We start from the raw sequence: 19,597 nt of genomic DNA, 5'->3' as shown, positions 1-19,597 counted from the left end.
TGAGAGGACCTTTAGAACAAGACATCGGCCGGCATCCCGATTTTAAGGCTGCCATCGTTGGGCACGGCGATTTTCAGGGCGTACACCAGGTTCACGCGGTCTTCCTTGGTTTGAATAACCTTGGGCGTAAACTCCGCCTTGGCGGAAATCCACTGCACCCGGCCGGGGTAGGCGCGCTGCTGGTTATTGGGCGCGTCCACCAGCACCTTCACCGGCTGGCGTAGCTTGACCCGGGTAAGCTGGCCTGCGGCTACGTAGGCGCGCAGAATCAGGGTTTTCGTGTTGCCGATTTTATAGAGCGGCTGGCCGTAGCTGACGACCTCGCTGGGCTCGACGTACACCGTGAGCACGGTGCCGGCCACGGGGTTCACCACCCGGCTTTGGCGCAGCTGGTCGCTCACCTGCCGCACCTGCTCCCGGAGCGGGGCCGCCTGCGCGGCCGTGCCGCTGGCCTGCGTACCCAGGGCCGAGCGCTGGGCGGCCAGCTGCTGGCGGGCCATGGCCAGCTGGTAGTCGAGGTCGTCGAGCTGCTTGGCGGGCACGGCGTCGGCGCGCACCAGGCTGACCACGCGCCGGCGCTCGCGCAGCAGGTTGGCTACCTGCTGCTGCAAGGCGCCGAGCTGGGCCCCGACGTTGGGCGTTTGCTGTTGCACGGCGCGGGCGCTGGCCTGCAGCTGGCGCTTGCGCAGATAAAGCTGCGTGGTGTCAATAAGGCCCACCTCCCGGCCGGCGGGCAGCTCTTCGCCTTCAACCACGGCCAGGCGCAGCAGCTGCCCCTGGGCCTGGGCGGCCACGACGGTTTCGATGGTTTCAAAATTGCCGGAGGCGTCGAAGCGCGGGGCTTCGGCTTGGCAGCCAGCCAGCAGAGCTAGCGCCAGCAGCAAACCGGGATAGTTACCGCCGGCAGAGCAAAGGGGAGCCTTCATGGCAAATCGGGGTTGGAGGTATCGGATTGGTTGAGGCGGGCCCGCCGCTGGTCGCGGTACACCACGAAGGTGATGAGCGGGAGAGAGAAGTAGGGCAGCACGCAGCCAATGCCAAACCAGCGCCAAAAGGAGCGGCCGTGGCTGGTAGCCATGTACCCCGTGATGGTGGGCATAAATAATACGGGCGACAGCAGGCCGATGAGTATTTCCATGAGGGGGGCGTTACCGGGAGGATGCCGGGGGGCTCCCGGTGGTTTGATAATCAACCTGGGCTTGGAGCAGCTGCAGGCGATGGAGCTGCTCGTTGAGCCGGGCCAGGGTGAGGTTGTTGGCTTCGGTGAAGTAGTCGCTGAAGCCGATGATGCCGTGGTCGAGCTGCACGGCGGCCGTGGCCTGGATTTTCTCGCGCAGGTCAATCAGCTGCTTATCGGTTTCAAGCAGGGCCTGGTAGCGGTCAATTGCGGTTTGCTGGCCGGCCAGGGTTACGCGCTGGGTTTGCTCGAACGTTTCCTGCTGCACGGCCACGGCTTCCTGCCCGAGGCGGAGGGCCTCGCGGTCCTGGCGGCGGGTGTAGTAGGCGCTTAGATTCCAGTTCAGGCGCACCCCGGCAATGCCGTAGCCGTGAAAATCATTGCGCAGAAAATCCAGCGTGGGCCGGCCGTAGCCCACTTGCCCGAACAAACTCAGGCGCGGAGCCAGCCGGGCGTCGGTAAGTTTCTGCTGACCCGTGAGCAAGGCTTTTTGGTGGGCGTAGAGCAGCAGCTCCGGCCGGGCGCTGGCGGTCGGCAGCGCCGCCGGGCGTTCTAGTGGGGTGTCAGGGGGCAGGGGCTGGCCCAGCAACTCCCCCAGCTGACGCAGCAGGCCCGCCCGCGTGGTGGCCAGCTCGCGCAACAGCTGGTCGAGGTTCAGCACTTCAGCGTCGAGGCGGGCCACGTCCTGGCCGGTGGCTACGCCGCTCGCCCGGCGGGCCAGCAGGGTTTTGCGGCGCTGCAGCAAGTCGGCGCGCAGCCCCTGGCGCAAGCGGGTGTTCTCGTCGGTGAGCAGGGCGCCGAAATAGAGGCCGTTTACCTGCTCGCGCAGCCGGTACAAACCCACGGCCACCTGTTGGTTGCTAACCCGGCTACTCAAGGTTTCTATCTCCTGCTGGCGGCGGGTGACGCCGCCGTCGAACAGGATCTGGGCGGCCTCCAGCGTGAGGCGATACTGGTCTTTGGAAAGAACAGGAAGGTTGATGCCCGGCACTTCCAGCGGGATGCGCGTTACCTCGCTTTGATAGGAGGCCTGGCCATTAACGGCCAGCTGCGGCCGGTACCCCTGGGCGGCCAGCCGGGCCTGGTTGTTGGCGGCCTGGGCCTCATTCAAAGCCACCTGGCGCCGCAACGGGGCGTGGGCTTCGGCCCGGTCATAGCATTGATTCAGCGTTAGAACGGCACCCGCCGGGGGCGCCACCGCGGGTTGTCCGAGCGCGGCCCGGCTGAGCAGTCCAAGCAGCAGCAACAGCTTTTTTCTCTTATCCATGTGATTTAACTACTTGGTTAACGAGTGGACAAAAAAATATCAGGCCCGGATTGCCCGGATCACGAATTCGGCTACCTCAGTGCGGCGGTTTTCCATTTCCCGTTTAAACTCTTCCTCGCTCAGCCCCAGTCCTACCTGAATGATGGGCTTGCCCAGAAAGGGGAAGATGACCAGCGACATGACATTCATAAACAGCTGCGCGGGGCTGATGGGATGAATGCGACCCTGGGCCACGGCTTCTTCTACCTGCCGGCGGAATTTGTCGAGGTGCGTGCGTTCCTTTTCCACCACGGCCCGGAAGAAGAACTGGGGGTTCCGGTTCACCTCGTTCACGATAAACAGCGGCAGAAAGCTGTTCCGGCTGACGAAGGTCAGGTAGTGGTCCACGACGAGACGGATTTTGTCAAACAGCTCAATGTCGGTATCGAGCACGGCCATTACGCGCGGCAGAATGACGCTGATGGCCCGGTCAATGATCAGGGCCGAGAGCTTTTCCTTGCTGCGGAAGTAGTAGTGCAGCAGGGCTTTGTTGATGCCGGCCCGGTCGGCAATTTCCTGCATCCGGGCTCCGGCCAGGCCTTTTTCAAGGAACACGGCGTGCGCCGCTTCCAGAATCAGTTCCTCGGTTGAGCGTTTCGGCGAATCCACTGGCAGGATAGTTTAACTAGTTGGTTAAATCTGCGCAAAGATGCATCGCAATTCTCAAAACTCATCTGCTAAACTAAAATAATCCTGCTGTTTAGGGGATGGGTTTCCCAAAACCAACGCAACTTTAGAAAGCCGTCTCCTAGCTGACCCAGGGGACAGGGAGCTACCCAAAACAAGGAAGCAAAAAGTCAGGCCAAAAAGTAACAATAGTTTCCTGCCAGTTGCACCCTTAGTAAATTAAGGGGGGTTACGCCAGCTAAATAACGTGTGGTAATTCGTTACGGTATTTCGTAGAGTGGTTATACATCAGTATACATGTTTGTAATTAATTTTAATTAATAATAAAACCTAGGGGTAATAATTAAAGCTTACTAAAAGTATACGCTGCAGCAGCCCCGGCTTCCTACTAGCGAGATTAATTAATGATAGCTGTTTTGTGACATCAGTTTCATGCTACCGTAATGGGTGATGAGGCACAGATTACAGGCCCAGCTCCTTGGCGGAATTATGCTGCCGCACATTGTCCAGGCGGGTATAGCGCCGGATCATGGCGCTCGTCTTGTGCTTGGTTTGGTTCATGACCTTGGAGTCGTCCGCCCCGTTGAGCTTGGACACGGTGACAAAGGAGGCCCGCAGGGAGTGGGCGGTAAACTGCGAACCCAGGTACTGCTGCACAATCAGGTTGGTGTACTTGGTGGTCATGCGCCGGGTCGTGAGCTGGTTATTCTTGCGCAAAGACACAAACACCGGGCCTTCGTTTCGTCCTAACAGTTTCAACCAGGCCTGCAGGGAGCGAATAGGACATAAGGCAGAATCCGGGGAGTAGAAGATGGCTTTCTCCTCGGCCTGGCCCAGCTGGTTGGTTTTGCTGTGCGGCAGGGTCACGACCAGCCCGTCCTCATCAAAGGCCAGGTCCTCGATGTTGAGCGCTTCGAGCTCCGAGCGCCGGAACGCTCCGGTAAAGCCCAGCAAGAGCAAGGCCCGGTTGCGCAGCCCGGCGGGCACGGTCACGTCAATGCTTTTAATGGTGCGCTTAAACCAGTCCAGGGAAAACGCGGGCGCCTGCTTCTGGCGGGTCTTGATCTCGCGGGCAATACCCTTGAGCAGGACCTTGAGTTTCTTGTCCGTCGTGGGCGACTCCACGCCCGCCAGCTCGTGGGCCTTGGCGATGGCGGCGGCGTGCCGCTCGATGGTCGCAAACTTTTTGCCCGTATCGGCCAGCTCGGTCAGAAATCCCACCAGCGCTTCCACCGAAGCGGGCAGCGCGGGCATCTCGTGCAAGGTGCACCAAGTCGTAAAGCGCTTCCAGTCCCCGGCGTAGGCGCGCACCGTGTTGGCCGCCCCGCGCAGGCCCGAGGCGATGTAGCGGTGGGTGGATTCCACCAGGTGGGCCGGCACCTGAGCAGTGGGCTGAGTGGAAACGACGGGTAGCTGATTTTCGGTAGCCATATATATAAGGAGTAGCGAGGCGAAAAGTAGAGATTTTGCTCGCTCTAAGATAAGGAACGATAAGTAAACATTATCAGTCCTTATCAAAAAAGGCGAGTCCGGGAAAAATGCCTCCACAGTTTGCTGAGTTGCGACCGCCCCGGCCCTGAAGTGATCCGGGTCGTTGCTCTGCCGCCCGCAGATACTATCCATCTCCCCGCCACGACGGGAGCGGCCCGCTCGACCGCCGGCCCGCTAGCCCTGCTCGCCGTGCTCGCCGGGGCTGGCCGGGTCCGGAACGCGCAGGGTAACACGGGTGCCCCGGCCTGGGGCGGACGTCAGGCTAAACTGCCCGCCCAGCAATTGCACCCGATCCTGCACGCTGCGCAGGCCCAGCCCTCGGGGGGCGGAAGCAGGATCAAACCCCTGGCCGTTGTCCTGCACCCGCAGCTCCAGCCACGCCTTCCGGGCGGTGAGCGTGATCAGGGCCTGCGTGGCCCCAGCGTGCCGGGCTACGTTGGCAATCAGCTCCTGGCTCATGCGGTAAAACGGCAGGGCCAGCTCCCCCGGTACGACCAGGGCCGGGGACGCGACTGCCTCCAGCTGCAGGTCGGGTGTGCCGCACTGCTGGCAAAGCTGACGCAGGGCTTCTGCCAAACCGAAGTCCGTCAAAACCAGTGGCACCAGCTGGTGGGAAAGCTCCCGGGTCTGGACGATGGCGCTGCTTAGCAGCTGGGCTACGCGCCGCTGGGTTTGGGCCACAATGGGGGACGTATTTTCCCGGGACAGCTGCTCCAGGTGCAGCTTGGCGGCGTACAGCAGTTGCCCTACCCCGTTGTGCAGGTCCTCGGCCATACGCCGCCGCTCCGCCTCCTGGGCCTCCAGCACGGCGTTGGCCTGTTGGCGATGCTGATCCAGCTGCACCTGGAGCAGGGCGGCCTGCGCCTGCTTGCGGGGCGAAATATTTTCCACGCTGATGACGGCCCCGTCGCCGTAGGGCACGGCCGTCCAGCGGTACCAGTTCCGCACGCCTTCCCCCTCGTAGTACTGCTCCAGGTCCATGGGCTGGTGGGTCTGCACGGCCTTGACCACGCCCTCAAACAAACCCACGGTCACGGAGGTGGGCCAGTGCTGGCACATGCGCATGCCGGTAAGGGGATAGCCAACCATGCGTTCCGCCGCCTCATTGGCCAGGACCACCTCAAAGTCAGTGATGGCACCGGCCTCGTCGCGCACGCTGCGCATCACGTGCAAAGCCAGGGGCGAAGAGTCAAAGACAGCTTCTAACAGCGCCTGCTGGTGGGGGTACCGGGAAGGGGGCGATTCGGGAAGGGACATAAGCCGAAATATACGAGTTTGGCCAGTGCCGTTGAGCTTATATTTGGCTCTTTTCCCTCGCGCCGGCAGAAAGAAAGATCCAGAGTTACGGGGTAGGGTCGTAGACTTCCGGATCAGCGTACAAACCGCGCCGCCCCCGCAAATCGTGGCCAGATCCTGTTGCAGGGGGGCGGGTAGGTTTTCAAGCGCCCTGCCACGTCTTCCGCCCGAACGGAACCGGGGTAGCCTGCTTTCACTTCCTTATTGTGGGCGAAGGATATCGGGCGGTTGCGGAGGCTGCCACCCGTCCGTAGCCGGGCCCACCGCCCGGTCCACTGGCGTAGGCGTTTGATAGGGGCAAGTAAGATCCAGGCGGCGGGTGGTAACCCACATAAGCCCCTGCCTTAGTGCTTAACCAGGGTCGTTACCTGGACAATACTTCTTCTGCCCGCTTCCTTCTTCCCATTCACAAGGGTCAGGTGGGTCGGGGTGAACAGGGTGATTTCCTCGGTGTGGGCGCCCTGGGCCGTGGTAATGCTCAGGCTCGTATTGGAATAGCTATAGGTGCCCACTAGCGACACCCACGCATTCAGCGTGGAGGTGAAAGTTTTGTCCGCCGCAAAGGTATAATAGTCGTTGGCGGTGCCCAGCGTATGATTTTCATAGTCGATGGCACCCTTGTCCGTGTACACGGTGGAGTGCGTGGATTCGATATCCCACCGGCCGGTGATGTCCTTCACGGGTTCGCTGGATTCCTTGGCGCAGCCGCCCAGCAGTACGATGCCAAGCAGAAAAGAAAGTAAGCGGTCGCGCATAATAAGTGGGGAGGGGGTCATGGATCAAGAAATAAAGCCGGGCCTGGAGCAAGTAGCTCAGTGCTTTGCGTACCGGCTAATCGTTATTCCGCCTTCCTTACCCACTCGTCGATCACTCAATAATACAAGGGAAGTAGCCGAGAGAGTCGTAATGGTGAATGTTTGCGAGCCCTGAATGGGGTTGACCATCGTCAGGGAGTTATCTTTTCTGGCATACGTACCACTCCAGCTGAGCACATCCCCGGAATAGGAGTCATAGGTGTTATCGCGGGCAAAGAGCAGATAGGCGTTGGCATGGGTGTCTTTTAGCTGGTAGGTTGTGTCGCCGGCCGCATTAAACAAGATCAGATGCACCCCGCGCGAATCCCAGCGGCCGGTTAACTCCGGGGCCGGGGGGGCCGGCTCATCGTCCTTGGTACAGCTGCCCAGAAATAGGATACTTAATAGTAAGAAAAGTAAGTGGGCGCGCATATAGGCTGGATGGTATGAATGTAGCTGGGTAAAAATACCGCTCAGGAACTAAGTAAAAAAGCGGTCGGCTCGGGACAGCTTCGGGGTAATAGGCACCACACTTAATTCGCTGGAGCCGGCAGCAGGTTGCTGGCCAGTTAGTGCAGCCAAACCACTAGCCTAACTATTCATTACTTTTGGCGCCTGCTTTAGGAAAAAGAATAGTCTGTCCCCTAGTGAAATTCCTGCTATCCCTCTGCGTTTTAATACTGGTTACCGGGCGGGGGGTGGCGGCAGTCAGCAGGGTGGATCAGCTGCTGGCGGAGCTCAGACAGGTACTCGCTCACAAGCAGCAGTTTGATGCGCAGCGGTGGCAGCGGGTATCGGTGTTAACGGCCGCTTATGCCGCAAACAAAAAGAACGACGACGCAAAGTTTGAGCTGGGCCTGCGGATTTACGACGAGTACAAGGCGTTTAAGTATGACTCGGCCTTTGCTTACAGTCAAAGGATAATCCGGGTCGCCCAGCACCTGGGGGATCCCGAAAAAGTGGAGGTGGCCCAACTTAAGCTCGCCTTTATTTTGCTTTCCTCGGGCATGTTTAAAGAAACCTTCGAGACCCTGCACCGGATAAAGCCCGCCTTGCTGTCGAAGGCCGACCAGCACGACTTTTACTTTCTGCAGGCCCGCGCTAACAGCGACCTGGGTGATTTCAACCAGGACCAGGTGTATCGTCCGGCCTACCACTCCGCGGCCCTGGCCTACGCCGACACCGCCTTGCGCTATAGCAGGCCGGGCTCGTACGAAAGCCTTTCCGTGCAGCAGTTTCAGGCGGTAAAAACCCGCAACCTGCCGGAAGGCCTGCGCTTGTATGAGCAGTTACGGCAGCTGCCCACGCTCACGCAGCACCAGCTGGCCGTAAGTGCGAGCACCAGTGCTTTCATTCACACCTTGCTGGGGCAGCAAGACAAGGCCTTTGAGCTGCTGCTTATTTCCGCCATTGCCGACGTAAAGTCGGCAACCAAGGAGACCGTCGCCATTTTTCAGCTGTCCAATTTGTGCTACCAGCGCGGAGACCTGGAAAACGCCTACGCCTTTATTAAAGAGGCTCGGCAGCAGGCGGCCTTTTACAAGGCCCGGCAGCGGCAGATTGAAATGAGCCACGTTTCCTCCTTGATTGAGGAAGAGAAAATCAACATCATCGAGCAGCAGCGCAAGTCCCTGCGGACGTATTCCATCGCCGTAACCCTGCTGGCCCTGTTCGTGGTGGGGTTTATTCTGATTATTTTCCGGCAGCTACGCAAGCTGCAAAAGGCCGGCCGGCTGATTGCCGCCACCAACCGGGAAGTGCAGGCGCGCAATGGGGAGCTCAGGCTGCTGATCAGCGGCCTGAACGAGGCCAACCAAATCAAGGAAGAGTATATCGGGTACTATTTTCATCACAGCTCCCAGCTGATCGATAAGCTGGAAGCGCTGAAAAAGTCCCTTAGCACCCAGCTGGAGCTCAAGCAGTACGGGGCCGTGCAAAAAATTGTGGACGGTATTGCGGTCAAGCAGCAGCGCAGTGAGCTCTTTAAGGGGTTCGATACGGTGTTTCTGCGCTTGTTTCCGAATTTCATTGAGCAGTTTAATGCCTTATTCCGGGAAGAGGATCGGATTCACCTGGCGGAAGATCAGTTATTTACCACGGAGTTGCGGATTTTCGCCTTGATTCGGCTGGGTATCACCGATAGCGAGCAAATAAGCCGGATGCTGGGGTATTCCATCAATACCATCTACACCTACAAAACGCGCGTTAAAAACCGCTCCCTGGTTGCCAACGACGAGTTTGAGGCGCGAATCCAGGCCCTGTCAGCCATCTAGCGGTAGCAGCTGGCCTTACCCTGGTCTGTCCGCACGGTTACTGGCAAGTTGGCCCCTGGCCGGTGGCTGGGTTTACCCCGGCTTGCTTTGGGGGATGGCCTTGCCCTGCTGAAATCCACTGGCCGCCTCTTGCCGGCATGCTCGGAACGGGGCAAGGGCCGCCGGCTACTCCGTCACGTCCGGTAGCTAGGCTACCTACGGCTGCTTTGTGACCCTGGGTTACTCGGCCCGGCCGGTCCTACCCGCTCCTTATTCCGCCCACTTTTTTACGGTGGGTGATCCATACCTAGAGGCTTGGTTTTACTGCCCGTAGTTGGGCGCCCTAGTTTGAGTACCCCGCCCCGGAACAGGCCCTGAGTTAGGGCGCTGGACTAATTTCAGCTTATATTCAGTTCATATTTTACCGGCTTAGGTAAGGTATAACTATCAGTAGGTAAGTTGATTAAATCATGATATGCTTTATATTTTCTTGATTGGGATTTGACAAGTTTTAGTTGGGGCCGGGGGTAGGTTTCTTTGTCTGGTAATGAAGACAAATTTACTCTCGCTGCTGCTTTTGCTGCTGGGCTTCGGCGCGGCGGCCCAGCCCACTGCCCCCCTGCTGGCCCGCCTGGACAAGGTCAGCCTGACCTTTGCCCTGGATGCCCGGGGGCAGCCCACTTATGCGGTGCACTTTGCCCAGCGACCGGTTATCACGCCCTCCCGCCTGGGCTTGGCTTTAGCCGATGGCGCCGGCTTCGAGGGGCCCCTGCTGGTTACGGGCAGCGAGGTCAAGCAGGTGGACACAACCTGGCAGCCGGTGTGGGGTGAGGTTAAAGATATCCGCAACCTCTACCAGCAGCTCACGGTCCATCTGCGGCAGGCGGCCGCCCCGGGGCGGCTGCTGGACGTTGTATTCCGGGTGTTTGCCGACGGAGTGGGCTTTCGCTACGAGTTTCCCCGGCAGCCCAACCTGACCTACTTCGTGGTGCAGGAAGAGAAAACGGAGTTCAACCTGCCGGCCAACCATAAGGCCTTCTGGATTCCAGGCGACTACGATTCCAACGAGTACACCTACAGCACCACCCGCCTGAGCGAGGTCAATACCACGCCCATCGAGGCCATTCAGCTCAAGGCCGCGCCCAACCGGATTCAGACGCCCCTGATGCTCAAGTCGGATGATGGGCTGTACGTGAACATCCACGAGGCGGCCCTGGTCAACTACCCGGCCCTGATGCTGAACGTAGATACCAAGCGCTTCAGCCTGAGCAGCCAGCTGGTGCCCTCCGCTACCGGGGCAGCCGCCTACCTGCAAGCGCCCGAGCACACGCCCTGGCGCACCATCGTGGTCAGCGACAAGGCCCCCGAGGTGCTGGCCAGCAAGCTCATCCTCAATCTGAACGAGCCCACGGCCCTGGCCAGCACCGAATGGATTAAGCCGCAAAAGTTCGTGGGCGTGTGGTGGGAGATGCACGTGAACAAAGCCAGCTGGAACTACGCCGACACCAGCAACCTCAAGCTGGCCGGCACCGACTGGAGTAAGCTCAAGCCCAACGGCCACCACGGCGCCAATACCGCCAACGTGAAGCGCTACATCGACTTTGCTGCCAAGCATGGCCTGGCCAGCGTGCTAGTGGAAGGCTGGAACGTGGGCTGGGAAGACTGGGCCAATAACTGGAAGGAAGAAGTGTTCGACTTCGTGACGCCCTACCCCGACTTCAACGTGCCCGAGCTCCAGGCCTACGCCGCCGGCAAGGGCGTGAAGCTGATGATGCACCACGAAACCAGCTCCTCCGTCACCAACTACGAGCGTCGCCAGGAGGCGGCCTACCGCTTCATGAAGCAGTACGGCTACGAGGCCGTGAAAACCGGCTACGTGGGCCGCATCATCCCGCGCGGCGAGCACCACGACGGGCAGTGGATGGTAAACCACTACAACCGCACGGCCCAGAAAACCGGCGAACACCAGCTGATGGTGGACATGCACGAGTCGGTGCGCCCCACGGGCCTGCACCGCACCTACCCCAACTGGCTGGCTAGTGAGGCCGCCCGCGGCAACGAGTTCAACGCCTGGAGCAGCGGCAACCCCCCTGAGCACGAGACGATCCTGCCCTTCACCCGCCTCATGGGCGGCCCCATGGACTACACGCCCGGCATCTTCCAGATTAAGCTGGAAGGCTGGAATTCGCAGCGCAACCAGGGCAAGCAGGTGCACACCACGCTGGCCAAGCAGCTGGCCCTTTACGTGACGATGTACAGCCCCCTGCAAATGGCTGCCGACCTGCCCGAGGCCTACGAGCAGCACCTGGACGCTTTCCAGTTCATCAAGGACGTCGCCGTAGACTGGGACGACACGCGCATTCTGCTCGCGGAGCCCGGCGACTATATCACCACGGCCCGCAAAGCCAAGGGCAAGGAAGAGTGGTATCTTGGCAGTATTACGGACGAAAACGCCCGCACCCAAACCGTCAAGCTTGATTTCCTCACGCCCGGTATCACCTACCAGGCCATTCTCTACACCGACGGCAAAGGCGCCAGCTGGGACAAGAACCCCCAGGCCTACCACATCCGCCAGCAGAAAGTAACCAGCAAAACCACGCTTAAGCTGCCGCTAGCCCCCGGGGGTGGGGCGGCCGTGAGTTTCAAGCCCCTACAATAACCAATCCCAAGCGCGGCCGGCCCGGCCCGCAATTTAACTGGCGTTCGTTTCCGCCCTACCTCCTACTTCTCATCCCTTCTACTACGCCTCATGTCCTGGTATAAACTTTCGTTTGCCTATCACCTAAGCCTGCTGGCCATCAGCACGGTGCTGGCCGGCTGCAAGCCCGAAGCGGTTGCGCCTACCCCGGTGCCCCCGGTCCCCACCCCGCCAGCGCCCACCCAATACGGCACCCCGTTTACCGGCGTTCCCGACCGGCGGGATGCGGTCATGTACCAGGTGAACATGCGGGCCTTCAGCCAACGCGGCAACTTTGCCGGTGTAACGGCCCGCCTGGATTCTATTAAGGATCTGGGGGTAAATGTGCTCTACCTGATGCCGATCTATCCGGTGGGTCAGGTGAAAGCCGTGAATTCCCCGTACGCCGTCAAGGACTACCGGGCCGTAAACCCGGAGTTTGGTACCCTGGATGACCTGCGCACCCTGGTAGATGGGGCCCACCGCCGGGGCATGAGCGTGATGCTGGACTGGGTGGCCAACCACACTTCCTGGGATCATGCCTGGATTAGCCAGCACCCGAACTGGTACCTGCAGAACGGGGCCGGGGTTATTCAAAGCCCGCCCAACACCAACTACCTGGATGTGGCCCAGCTCAACTTTTCCAGTGCGCCCATGCGCCTGGAAATGATTTCGGCCATGAAGTCCTGGGTGTACACGGCCAACATCGATGGGTTCCGCTTTGACTACGCCGACTATCAACCCGATGATTTCTGGAAGCAGGCGGTGGATACCCTGCGCAACATCAAAACCCATAAGCTGCTGCTGCTGGCCGAAGGCACCCGCGGCAGCAACTTCGCCTCGGGCTTTGATTACACCTTTGGCTTTAACTTCTACGGGGGCCTGTGGGATGTCTACCGCCGGGGAAAGGCGGCAACTACCTTTGACGGGCTAAACACCAGCGAATTTGCCGGCGCCGCCAGTGGGCAGCAGGTGGTGCGCTACATCACCAATCACGATGTGAACGGCTCCGACGGCTCCCCAGTCACCCTGTTTGGGGGCCAGGAAGGCGCCATGTCCGCCTTTGTAATCACCTCCCTGCTCAAGGGTGTACCCATGATCTACAACGGGCAGGAAGCGGGGATGACGGCCAGCATACCGTTTCCCTTTACCTCAGTGAAAGTAAACTGGGGCGAAGCCCCGGACGTAACGAAAGCCTACAAACGGTTGCTGGCCGCCCGGGCCGGCAGCGCAGCCCTGCGGCGCGGAACGCCCACCTCCTACAGCAGCGCGGATGTCTGTGCTTTCACCAAAACGGAGGGCAATGACCAAGCCCTGGTACTGGTCAACGTGCGCAATACTGCCTCAACCTACCAGCTGCCCCCGGCACTAGCTGCCTCCACCTGGAGTGATGCGCTGCAGGGAGGCTCCGTAAATCTGGGCAGTCAGGTGACCCTGCCCGCTTATGGCTACCTGGTGCTAAAAAAGTAGTGTCAATCCCTGTAGCTGATCAGCGTCAACGTCGTGGCCTCTCCAATTTCGCCCCCGAGAGCGGAGAAAAATCCGGATCCTGCCCGAGCAGTACTTAGCTGGGGCAGGATCTTAACGGAAAAAGGGTTCGGCTAATCGGGTAGCCGGGAGAACCTGCTGGCACTGCCCGCCACCAAAGGGCTAGTCGTGGTAGGCTGCTGTACGCTGCCAGAAGACCAGCGGGAGCTCAGAGGATCCAACCTAGCCCGGGAGGAACAGGACACTCTAGTACCACCCCGAGCATCCCCTGGTATACTTGGCTGCTCTCTAGATTTTCTCAGGCTGCCGCCAATGTCAGGCAACAGGTAGTTTTTGGGACATGTTTATTAGGCTGACTCCCCCTCGCCCTGCTGCTCCCGCTGCCGAGCCAGCCAGCTAAGGGCTTCCTGCTCCTGCGTAAACCAGCCCATGCGCACCCCGTGGACAAACGTATCCGAGGGCTGTTCGTAGCCTTGCGTGGGCAGCCCTTCCCAGACAAAGGGGGGAACCATAAACGCGATGCAGGGTTGGCCCTTCAGTTCGGTGCGTACCCGGGGGAAGTACTACTCCTCCTGCATCCACTCCTGCAGGGCCTGGGGCTGCGCTTGCTGATGGGACCGGCCATCGAGCAGCCAGTACCGACACTGGTGGAGCCGGGCGGTAGCCAGCAGAAGTTCGCAGGTTTCGGTGACCTCCTCCGCGCTCAGCGGGCGCAGGTCCCGGCCCTGCAGCAGCGGAGGGTCACTCTGATACGTTACGGCGTAGTAGCTAAGCGAAATAGGCAACGTATAATCGATAAAGTGTCAGGCAAAGGTAAGCTGCTGATGTGATACCCCGAAGACCCTGAACCACCACCTGTACATTAAGCTTGGTGATTCAGCTCATACTGCCCCTTCCTTACGGGTGGGTGCGTTACGATCAGCTACCCCTGAGCCGGCAAGTAGTCGGGGCATACCCGGCGTATTTCCCGGGCCCCAGCGATTGGCCGGCTACGTTAAAGGACCCGAGTAAGAGAGGGGAGCTACGCTCGGCCGTGGAAACAGCTTTTAGTCGAGTTCTTGTCGCTATACCAGGTGATTTACAGAGGTTCTTCCCGCTGGCGCTTACTGCATGGCTCCCCGGACAAAGCGCAACAGCTCGTCCACATCCTGGACGGGTCCCTGGTAGTGCACCTGCGGGGCAAACAAATCGCCCGTGGCAACCTCGACGAGATTGGAGGCATCCGGCAGGTACACCCGGACGGTTTTCTCCTGCGTGAGCAGCACGTAGAGTTCCCCCGCCTGATAACGGGTCCCCATGGGCAGGTAGTCGGCGTACACAAAACCGAGGGCTTCCAGTTCCGGGCGGGTCATGGGAGAAAGCAAGCCGGGGTGACGCCCGGGCGGTAATACTCTAAGGTAGAATATTTTCTGGTACTACCCGCGGGAATGCGGCGGCCCTGGCATCAGAAATTTGGTACGTACCGAAAGGCCCCGCCGGGCTAGCACTTAATCCCAAGACTACGCATCAACGGCACACCTTTTAGTATGGTAACGGGTAAAAGCCTGTCCCCTGACAGTTAAGTCAGGTTAGGTCTTAGTGCACTGCGCTCCGTCGTCCGTATTGGTTTCTTTCTTGGTGGGTATCCTACCCCAAGGGCATTTGGCCGATGTACGAATAATCCTTTGCCGCAGCGGGCCACTATCACACCACAAAACAGCCAGGAAGAAGATCGCCTAGAAACTTTTTGTCTTAACATACGGGCTCCTCGAGGATGGGACGTCCGGCGGACATGAGCGGACGCTGGAACAAGCCCCTCACCGCACCACACGCAACGCCAAAACGGCCATCTAGATCGTTCGCAGCGTGCTTATGGTCCTCGTCAGCTGCGGACGGTGGTAGTGCCATCAGGAAACCAAAACCGGCCACTAACTCCTGAATGCCTCACGTATCCATACTCTCTAAGAATATAGATGCCCGGTCTTGCCGGGCATCTGTTGACTACATCTGCCTAATAGGATAGGCCCGCTGGTTATGCTCAGCAATTTGCAATGCAGGAATTGGGATTAAGTAAGTATATTTCAACTTTAATCACCAGGGTCGGGCCTTACCAAGACTTTCGTATCGTAAAGTTCCTGTTTTGTATCAGCTAGTCTCAGCACCCCTTTTAGCACTTCTACCAATGAAATTCCTCAACATGCGGCTGGCTATACTCCCGGCAAGTTTGTTTGCCCTGGCCTTGAGCAGCTGCAACAAGTGCGAAGAGGAAGCTCCCCGGGTGCGCATTGCCAACAATGGTACCCAGCGGGCAAGTGTGCAGGTTCAGACGACGGGTGGCAATACCGTTAATCTCAACAATGTAGACCCTGGTACCTCATCCGACTACGCCAGCTATGCCCCGGGCCAGGCCACGTTTACCCTCAAGGTAAACAACGTGGACTACGCCAAAACCCTTGCCGTGGAGGAGTGCCACGAGTACACCATTGCCATTGACCGCTCCAACGTCATCAGCGTCACGGACAGTGACCGCAACGACTAGGAGTTAGCACCATTACCCCTCGAAAGCAGGCATCCACCTGTACTGTCGGCTGGCGAAACACGGGCGGGTGGTCTTTCTCTACCTGGCCGAGAAAGACCACCCGCCCGTTGCTGCAGGAACTGCTCGCTGCCCCTGGCCCTGGGGGCCACGTTTTTTTTTGGCCGGCCGGCGGAGTACCTTGGACCCCACGATGAAAATGATCCTGTTTGCGACCCTGGTATCCCTTCTCTTAAACGGCTGTAGCTCCGCTCCCTCCGAGCCGGCCGCCCACGAAGCCCAGGCTCCGAATAGCGGAGACAGCACACTGCTGGATAGCAAGGACCCCACGATGCAACTCGCGGATTCCGTAGAACATCTGGATTAGGCTAGGACCACCTCCCCGGCTTCTACCCGCCTGTAGAAAGTGGTAACGCGTCGGGGGCGGCGCCCGCCCCAAATGCCAGCGGCGGCACGGCCGGGTTTTCTACTGACGCGTTCGTGCGTACCTTGGACGGGTATCCGCCGCCGAGCTGCTTTGACTGATTCTTCTTCTTTTCTTCCGCCCGCTGCCCCGGCTTTTCCGGAGCCTGCTTTGTATCAGGTGTTCGAGCAGAGCCCGGCGGCCATGTGCCTGCTCCGGGGGGCGGAACACCACCTGGTTTACTACAACCCGGCGTATCAGGCCCTGTTTCCGGGCCGCGACATGCGCGGGCAAACCGTAGCCCAGGTGCAGCCCGAGGCCCTGACCAGCGGCTTTGTAGCTTTGCTGGACCGGGTGTACCAGACCGGTGAGCCCTACGAGGGGGTGGAAATGCCCCTGGCCATTGATCCCCGCGACGGACGACCGCCCCAGCTCCAGTACTTTAACTTTACCTACAATGCCTTTCGGGAGCAGGGGCGCATTACCGGGGTGACCGTGTTTGCCTACGTGGTGACCGAGCAGGTTCTGGCCCGGCGCGCGGCCGAGCAGCAGCGCCAGCTGCTGCACCAGCTGTACCTGGAAGCCCCCGTCCCGATCGCCGTGCTCGACGGCCCTACGTGGGTATACCAGCTGATCAACCCGGCCTACCAGCGCGTGTTTCCCGGCCGGGACTTATTGGGTAAACCCGTGCTCGAGGCCTTGCCCGAAGTAAAAGACTCCCCCCTGCCCGCCATCCTGGCTGAGGTCTACCGCACCGGGCGCGCCTACTCCAGTCAGGAAATGCCGCTAAGCCTGGCCCGCCGTGATGGCCAGGAGCCGGAAATCATCTATGGCACCTTTACCTGCCAGGCCCGCCGTAATCCCCAGGGCGAAGTGGACGGACTGGTCTTCTTTGCCACGGACGTAACGGAACAGGTGCGGATGCGTCAGCAGATTGAGCAAAGCGAAACCCGCTTTCGCCGCCTGGCCGAGACCAGCCCTTTCATAGTATGGGAGGCCGATGCGGCCGGCAACACCACCTACTTAAGCCCGAACTGGGCCCAGTTTGGCCACGCGGGTCCCGACGCGGGCTCCGACCTGGGTGCCGGCTGGCTGCAGGCCGTCCATCCCGAGGACCGGCTGCCGACCCTGCAGGCCTGGCAGGAAGCGGTCCGCCACACCCACCCGTTTCAGGCCGAGCTGCGCCTGCGCGTGGCTGCGACCGGGGAGTACCGCTGGCATCTGGACCGGGCGGTGCCCGTGCGGGATGGGACCGGGCAGGTGGTGCAGTGGGTGGGTGCGGCCAGCGACATTCACGAGCTCAAGCATCTGCAGCAAACCCTGCTGGAAAGTGAGCAGTACTTCCGCAGCATGGCGGACCACGTGCCCGCCATTCTGTGGGTGACCGATCCCAGCGGTGCCTGTACCTACCTGAACCGGCCCTGGTACGACTTTACCGGTCAAAATGAAGCCGAAGCCCTGGGTTTTGGCTGGCTGGACGCGGTTCACCCCCTGGATTCGCCCGCCGCGGGGGCGGCCTTCCGCGCGGCCAACGACCGGCAAGAGCCCTTCCGGGTGGTGTACCGGCTCCGCAACACCGCCGGGCACTACCGCTGGGCTATTGACGCGGCGACGCCCCGCTTTGACCCGGCGGGCAAGTACGCGGGCCTAGTGGGCGTGGTGCTGGACGTGCACGAGCAGCAGGTGGCCGAGCTGGCCCTGCAGCAGCTCACCCACCAGCTGCAGGCCACCAACCAGCAGCTGGTGCGCACTAACCTGGACTTGGACAACTTCGTGTACGCCGCTTCCCACGACTTAAAGCAGCCCGTGCACAACCTGGACGGCCTGCTTGAGGAGCTGCTGCGCAGCGTGCAAGTGGTGGACTCCTCCGAGGAGCAGATCCTCCTGCCCCTGATCCGGCAGGCCCTGCGCCAGCTGCACGGCACGATCGACGAGCTGGCCGCGCTCGGCCACGACCAGCAGGTGGGCACCGGACCCGCGGAAATTGTAGCGCTGGCCGAGGTAACGGCCGAGGTGCTGGGCTCCCTGGAGCCCCAGGCCCAGGTGGCCCGGGCCCGGATCACGACCGATTTTGCGGCCTGCCCCGCCGTGTCCTTTCCCCGCGCCAACCTGCGGACCGTGCTCTACAACCTGGTGAGCAATGCCCTCAAGTACGCCGACCCCACCCGCCCGGCCCGCATTCATCTGGCCGGGGAGGTGGCTGACGGCCAGCCCGTGCTGGTGGTGCAAGACAACGGCCTGGGCTTTAATGCCCAGAAGTACGGGCAGGAGCTGTTTCAGCTGTTTCGTCGCCTACACGCGCACACGCCCGGCTCCGGAGTGGGCTTGTACCTGGTAAACCGCATTGTGCAAGCTAGTGGGGGACGCATCGAGGTAGAAAGCCAGGAAGGCCAGGGCGCCACCTTTCGCGTGTGGTTAGGCCGCAGCTAGCCTTACCGTAGTTCAGCAGCGGACGTGGCAATTCGCTTATCCGGACCGACCTTGCGTGAGTTCCCGGGCAAGGCCAGGAATCCTACTCTGTTTTAAGTAACCACCGGCTGGCTGCTTCCACCGTCTTGTCCGGGGCATCGGCCGGCGAGTAGTCCACGATCACCTCCGGGACGATGCCAGTCGGATACGTGTTCCGGTTTCGATCCGCCATGTAGGCGGTGGCCAGTAACAGCAACGCCCCATCCGGAAGCCTAAAGGTCTGGTTGGAGGTGGTATACCCGGCCGACCGCTGGCCAAAGAACCTGGTGTTGGGCAGCCCCCTTAGGGCTAGGGCTACCATCTCGCCGCTGCTCGCGGTCAGCGAGTCAATCAACACCGCTACCCGGTGCTGCGGGCGATCCGCTTCCCCAACTCGGGGTTCCTTTGCCTTACCGCTGCGGCTTAGCAGCGGCGTTTCCTTTTTACGGCGGGGGTAGAGCAGGTAGCCGTAAATCCCATCGCCCAGCAGGGGCTGAAGGCCACTAATCATGGGGTGCATATTGCCCCCCGTATTATGGCGCAGGTCGACTACCCACCCCGTTATGGTATGTTGCGCTTCCAGCGCCTGCAGCTGGCTCCGGATGCTCTGGGAAAAGGTTAGCCCGACGGCAGGGTTCATGGATACGAATTCCGGCACCTTTAGGTAGGCAATGCCATTGCCTAAGTACCGGCTTTGGGCTTGCTGATCCTTATAGCCGGAGGACACCCGGTCCATGGCTTTGCCCGGCGGTAGAAAAAAAGAATGCTGGTCGCCCGCCTGGCGCAGCGTGCCGAGCATATAATCCAGGACGGGCCGGCAGTCCTCGACGGTTGTCAGGCCCCGGGCCTTTTCCTCTATCTCCCGGCTTAACTGCTCCCAATTAATGGAATCAGCATACAGGGCGTTCTGGCGGATAAGGCGCTGAAAATGATCCAGGTACTGCACCACCTGCTTGGTGGGCGGGGCGGCGGGCGGGCGGGTTTGGGCCGTCCCGCTGCTGGCTGCCAGCAGGAACGCTAGCGCCATTACGTTCAGCAGGCGCAGTAGTGGGTTTAACAAGAACTGTGTTAAAAGTCAAGCATTAAGCACCAATTTGGAGGTAAAATCTGCCTGGTAGGGTAC

The 19,597-nt window shown here is 60.3% G+C and carries 17 protein-coding genes; 5 read left to right on the top strand and 12 right to left on the bottom strand.

Features of this window, described 5'->3' with window-relative positions; genetic code table 11:
- Window positions 1-11 precede the first annotated feature (11 nt).
- The 8 genes from ACYVGU_RS10465 to ACYVGU_RS10430 form a co-directional block, all read right to left on the bottom strand.
- Window positions 12-926 (bottom strand): HlyD family secretion protein, encoded by a 915-nt coding sequence (locus tag ACYVGU_RS10465; protein ID WP_460622022.1) that lies wholly within the window; start codon window positions 924-926, stop codon window positions 12-14.
- Window positions 923-1,138: a hypothetical protein gene (locus ACYVGU_RS10460; protein WP_460622021.1), complete on the bottom strand. Its 216-nt coding sequence runs from the start codon at window positions 1,136-1,138 to the stop codon at window positions 923-925. The genes ACYVGU_RS10465 and ACYVGU_RS10460 overlap by 4 nt, the downstream gene beginning before the upstream one ends.
- A gap of 10 nt (window positions 1,139-1,148) precedes the next feature.
- Window positions 1,149-2,444: a TolC family protein gene (locus ACYVGU_RS10455; protein ID WP_460622020.1), complete on the bottom strand. Its 1,296-nt coding sequence runs from the start codon at window positions 2,442-2,444 to the stop codon at window positions 1,149-1,151.
- 39 nt (window positions 2,445-2,483) lie between these two features.
- Window positions 2,484-3,092, bottom strand: a complete 609-nt coding sequence (locus tag ACYVGU_RS10450; RefSeq protein WP_460622019.1) for a TetR/AcrR family transcriptional regulator — start codon at window positions 3,090-3,092, stop codon at window positions 2,484-2,486.
- A 480-nt stretch (window positions 3,093-3,572) separates the two neighbouring features.
- Window positions 3,573-4,541 carry a site-specific integrase gene (locus tag ACYVGU_RS10445; RefSeq protein ID WP_460622018.1) on the bottom strand — a complete coding sequence of 323 codons (969 nt, stop codon included), beginning with the start codon at window positions 4,539-4,541 and terminating at the stop codon, window positions 3,573-3,575.
- Window positions 4,542-4,775: 234 nt separating this feature from the next.
- Entirely contained in the window at window positions 4,776-5,858 is a 1,083-nt protein-coding gene (locus ACYVGU_RS10440; RefSeq protein ID WP_460622017.1) for a PAS domain-containing sensor histidine kinase, read from the bottom strand.
- A 383-nt stretch (window positions 5,859-6,241) separates the two neighbouring features.
- Window positions 6,242-6,673: a hypothetical protein gene (locus ACYVGU_RS10435; RefSeq protein ID WP_460622016.1), complete on the bottom strand. Its 432-nt coding sequence runs from the start codon at window positions 6,671-6,673 to the stop codon at window positions 6,242-6,244.
- A 36-nt stretch (window positions 6,674-6,709) separates the two neighbouring features.
- The gene (locus tag ACYVGU_RS10430; RefSeq protein ID WP_460622015.1) at window positions 6,710-7,123 is read right to left on the bottom strand and encodes a lipocalin-like domain-containing protein; all 414 of its coding nucleotides are present in this window, start codon (window positions 7,121-7,123) and stop codon (window positions 6,710-6,712) included.
- A gap of 266 nt (window positions 7,124-7,389) precedes the next feature.
- On the opposite strand from ACYVGU_RS10430, the gene ACYVGU_RS10425 reads away from it, so the two are divergent.
- The 3 genes from ACYVGU_RS10425 to ACYVGU_RS10415 all read left to right on the top strand — a co-directional run bounded on the left by ACYVGU_RS10425 (window position 7,390) and on the right by ACYVGU_RS10415 (window position 13,090).
- Window positions 7,390-8,964, top strand: coding sequence for a DUF6377 domain-containing protein (locus tag ACYVGU_RS10425; protein WP_460622014.1), 1,575 nt, complete (start codon window positions 7,390-7,392; stop codon window positions 8,962-8,964).
- Between the two features lie 526 nt (window positions 8,965-9,490).
- Window positions 9,491-11,602: a glycoside hydrolase family 97 protein gene (locus ACYVGU_RS10420; RefSeq protein ID WP_460622013.1), complete on the top strand. Its 2,112-nt coding sequence runs from the start codon at window positions 9,491-9,493 to the stop codon at window positions 11,600-11,602.
- A gap of 90 nt (window positions 11,603-11,692) precedes the next feature.
- Complete coding sequence (locus ACYVGU_RS10415) at window positions 11,693-13,090, top strand: alpha-amylase family protein (protein WP_460622012.1); 1,398 nt, start codon at window positions 11,693-11,695, stop codon at window positions 13,088-13,090.
- Between the two features lie 365 nt (window positions 13,091-13,455).
- On the opposite strand, the gene ACYVGU_RS10410 is transcribed toward ACYVGU_RS10415, so the two are convergent.
- The 3 genes from ACYVGU_RS10410 to ACYVGU_RS10400 form a co-directional block, all read right to left on the bottom strand.
- Window positions 13,456-13,620, bottom strand: coding sequence for a hypothetical protein (locus ACYVGU_RS10410; RefSeq protein ID WP_460622011.1), 165 nt, complete (start codon window positions 13,618-13,620; stop codon window positions 13,456-13,458).
- Window positions 13,621-13,671: 51 nt separating this feature from the next.
- Window positions 13,672-13,893 (bottom strand): hypothetical protein, encoded by a 222-nt coding sequence (locus tag ACYVGU_RS10405; protein WP_460622010.1) that lies wholly within the window; start codon window positions 13,891-13,893, stop codon window positions 13,672-13,674.
- Window positions 13,894-14,211: 318 nt separating this feature from the next.
- Window positions 14,212-14,472, bottom strand: coding sequence for a hypothetical protein (locus tag ACYVGU_RS10400; RefSeq protein WP_460622009.1), 261 nt, complete (start codon window positions 14,470-14,472; stop codon window positions 14,212-14,214).
- Window positions 14,473-15,269: 797 nt separating this feature from the next.
- Here ACYVGU_RS10400 and ACYVGU_RS10395 point away from each other — a divergent pair.
- Together ACYVGU_RS10395 and ACYVGU_RS10390 are read left to right on the top strand one after the other, a co-directional pair.
- Window positions 15,270-15,626 (top strand): hypothetical protein, encoded by a 357-nt coding sequence (locus ACYVGU_RS10395; RefSeq protein WP_460622008.1) that lies wholly within the window; start codon window positions 15,270-15,272, stop codon window positions 15,624-15,626.
- A 514-nt stretch (window positions 15,627-16,140) separates the two neighbouring features.
- Window positions 16,141-18,456 (top strand): PAS domain-containing sensor histidine kinase, encoded by a 2,316-nt coding sequence (locus tag ACYVGU_RS10390; protein ID WP_460622007.1) that lies wholly within the window; start codon window positions 16,141-16,143, stop codon window positions 18,454-18,456.
- Between the two features lie 82 nt (window positions 18,457-18,538).
- On the opposite strand, the gene ACYVGU_RS10385 is transcribed toward ACYVGU_RS10390, so the two are convergent.
- Window positions 18,539-19,534, bottom strand: coding sequence for a S41 family peptidase (locus ACYVGU_RS10385; protein WP_460622006.1), 996 nt, complete (start codon window positions 19,532-19,534; stop codon window positions 18,539-18,541).
- Window positions 19,535-19,597 lie beyond the last annotated feature (63 nt).

Source organism: Hymenobacter tenuis (assembly GCF_054780495.1).
Note: the sequence above shows the minus strand (reverse complement) of the source record. Positions and strands in the feature narration are given on the sequence as shown.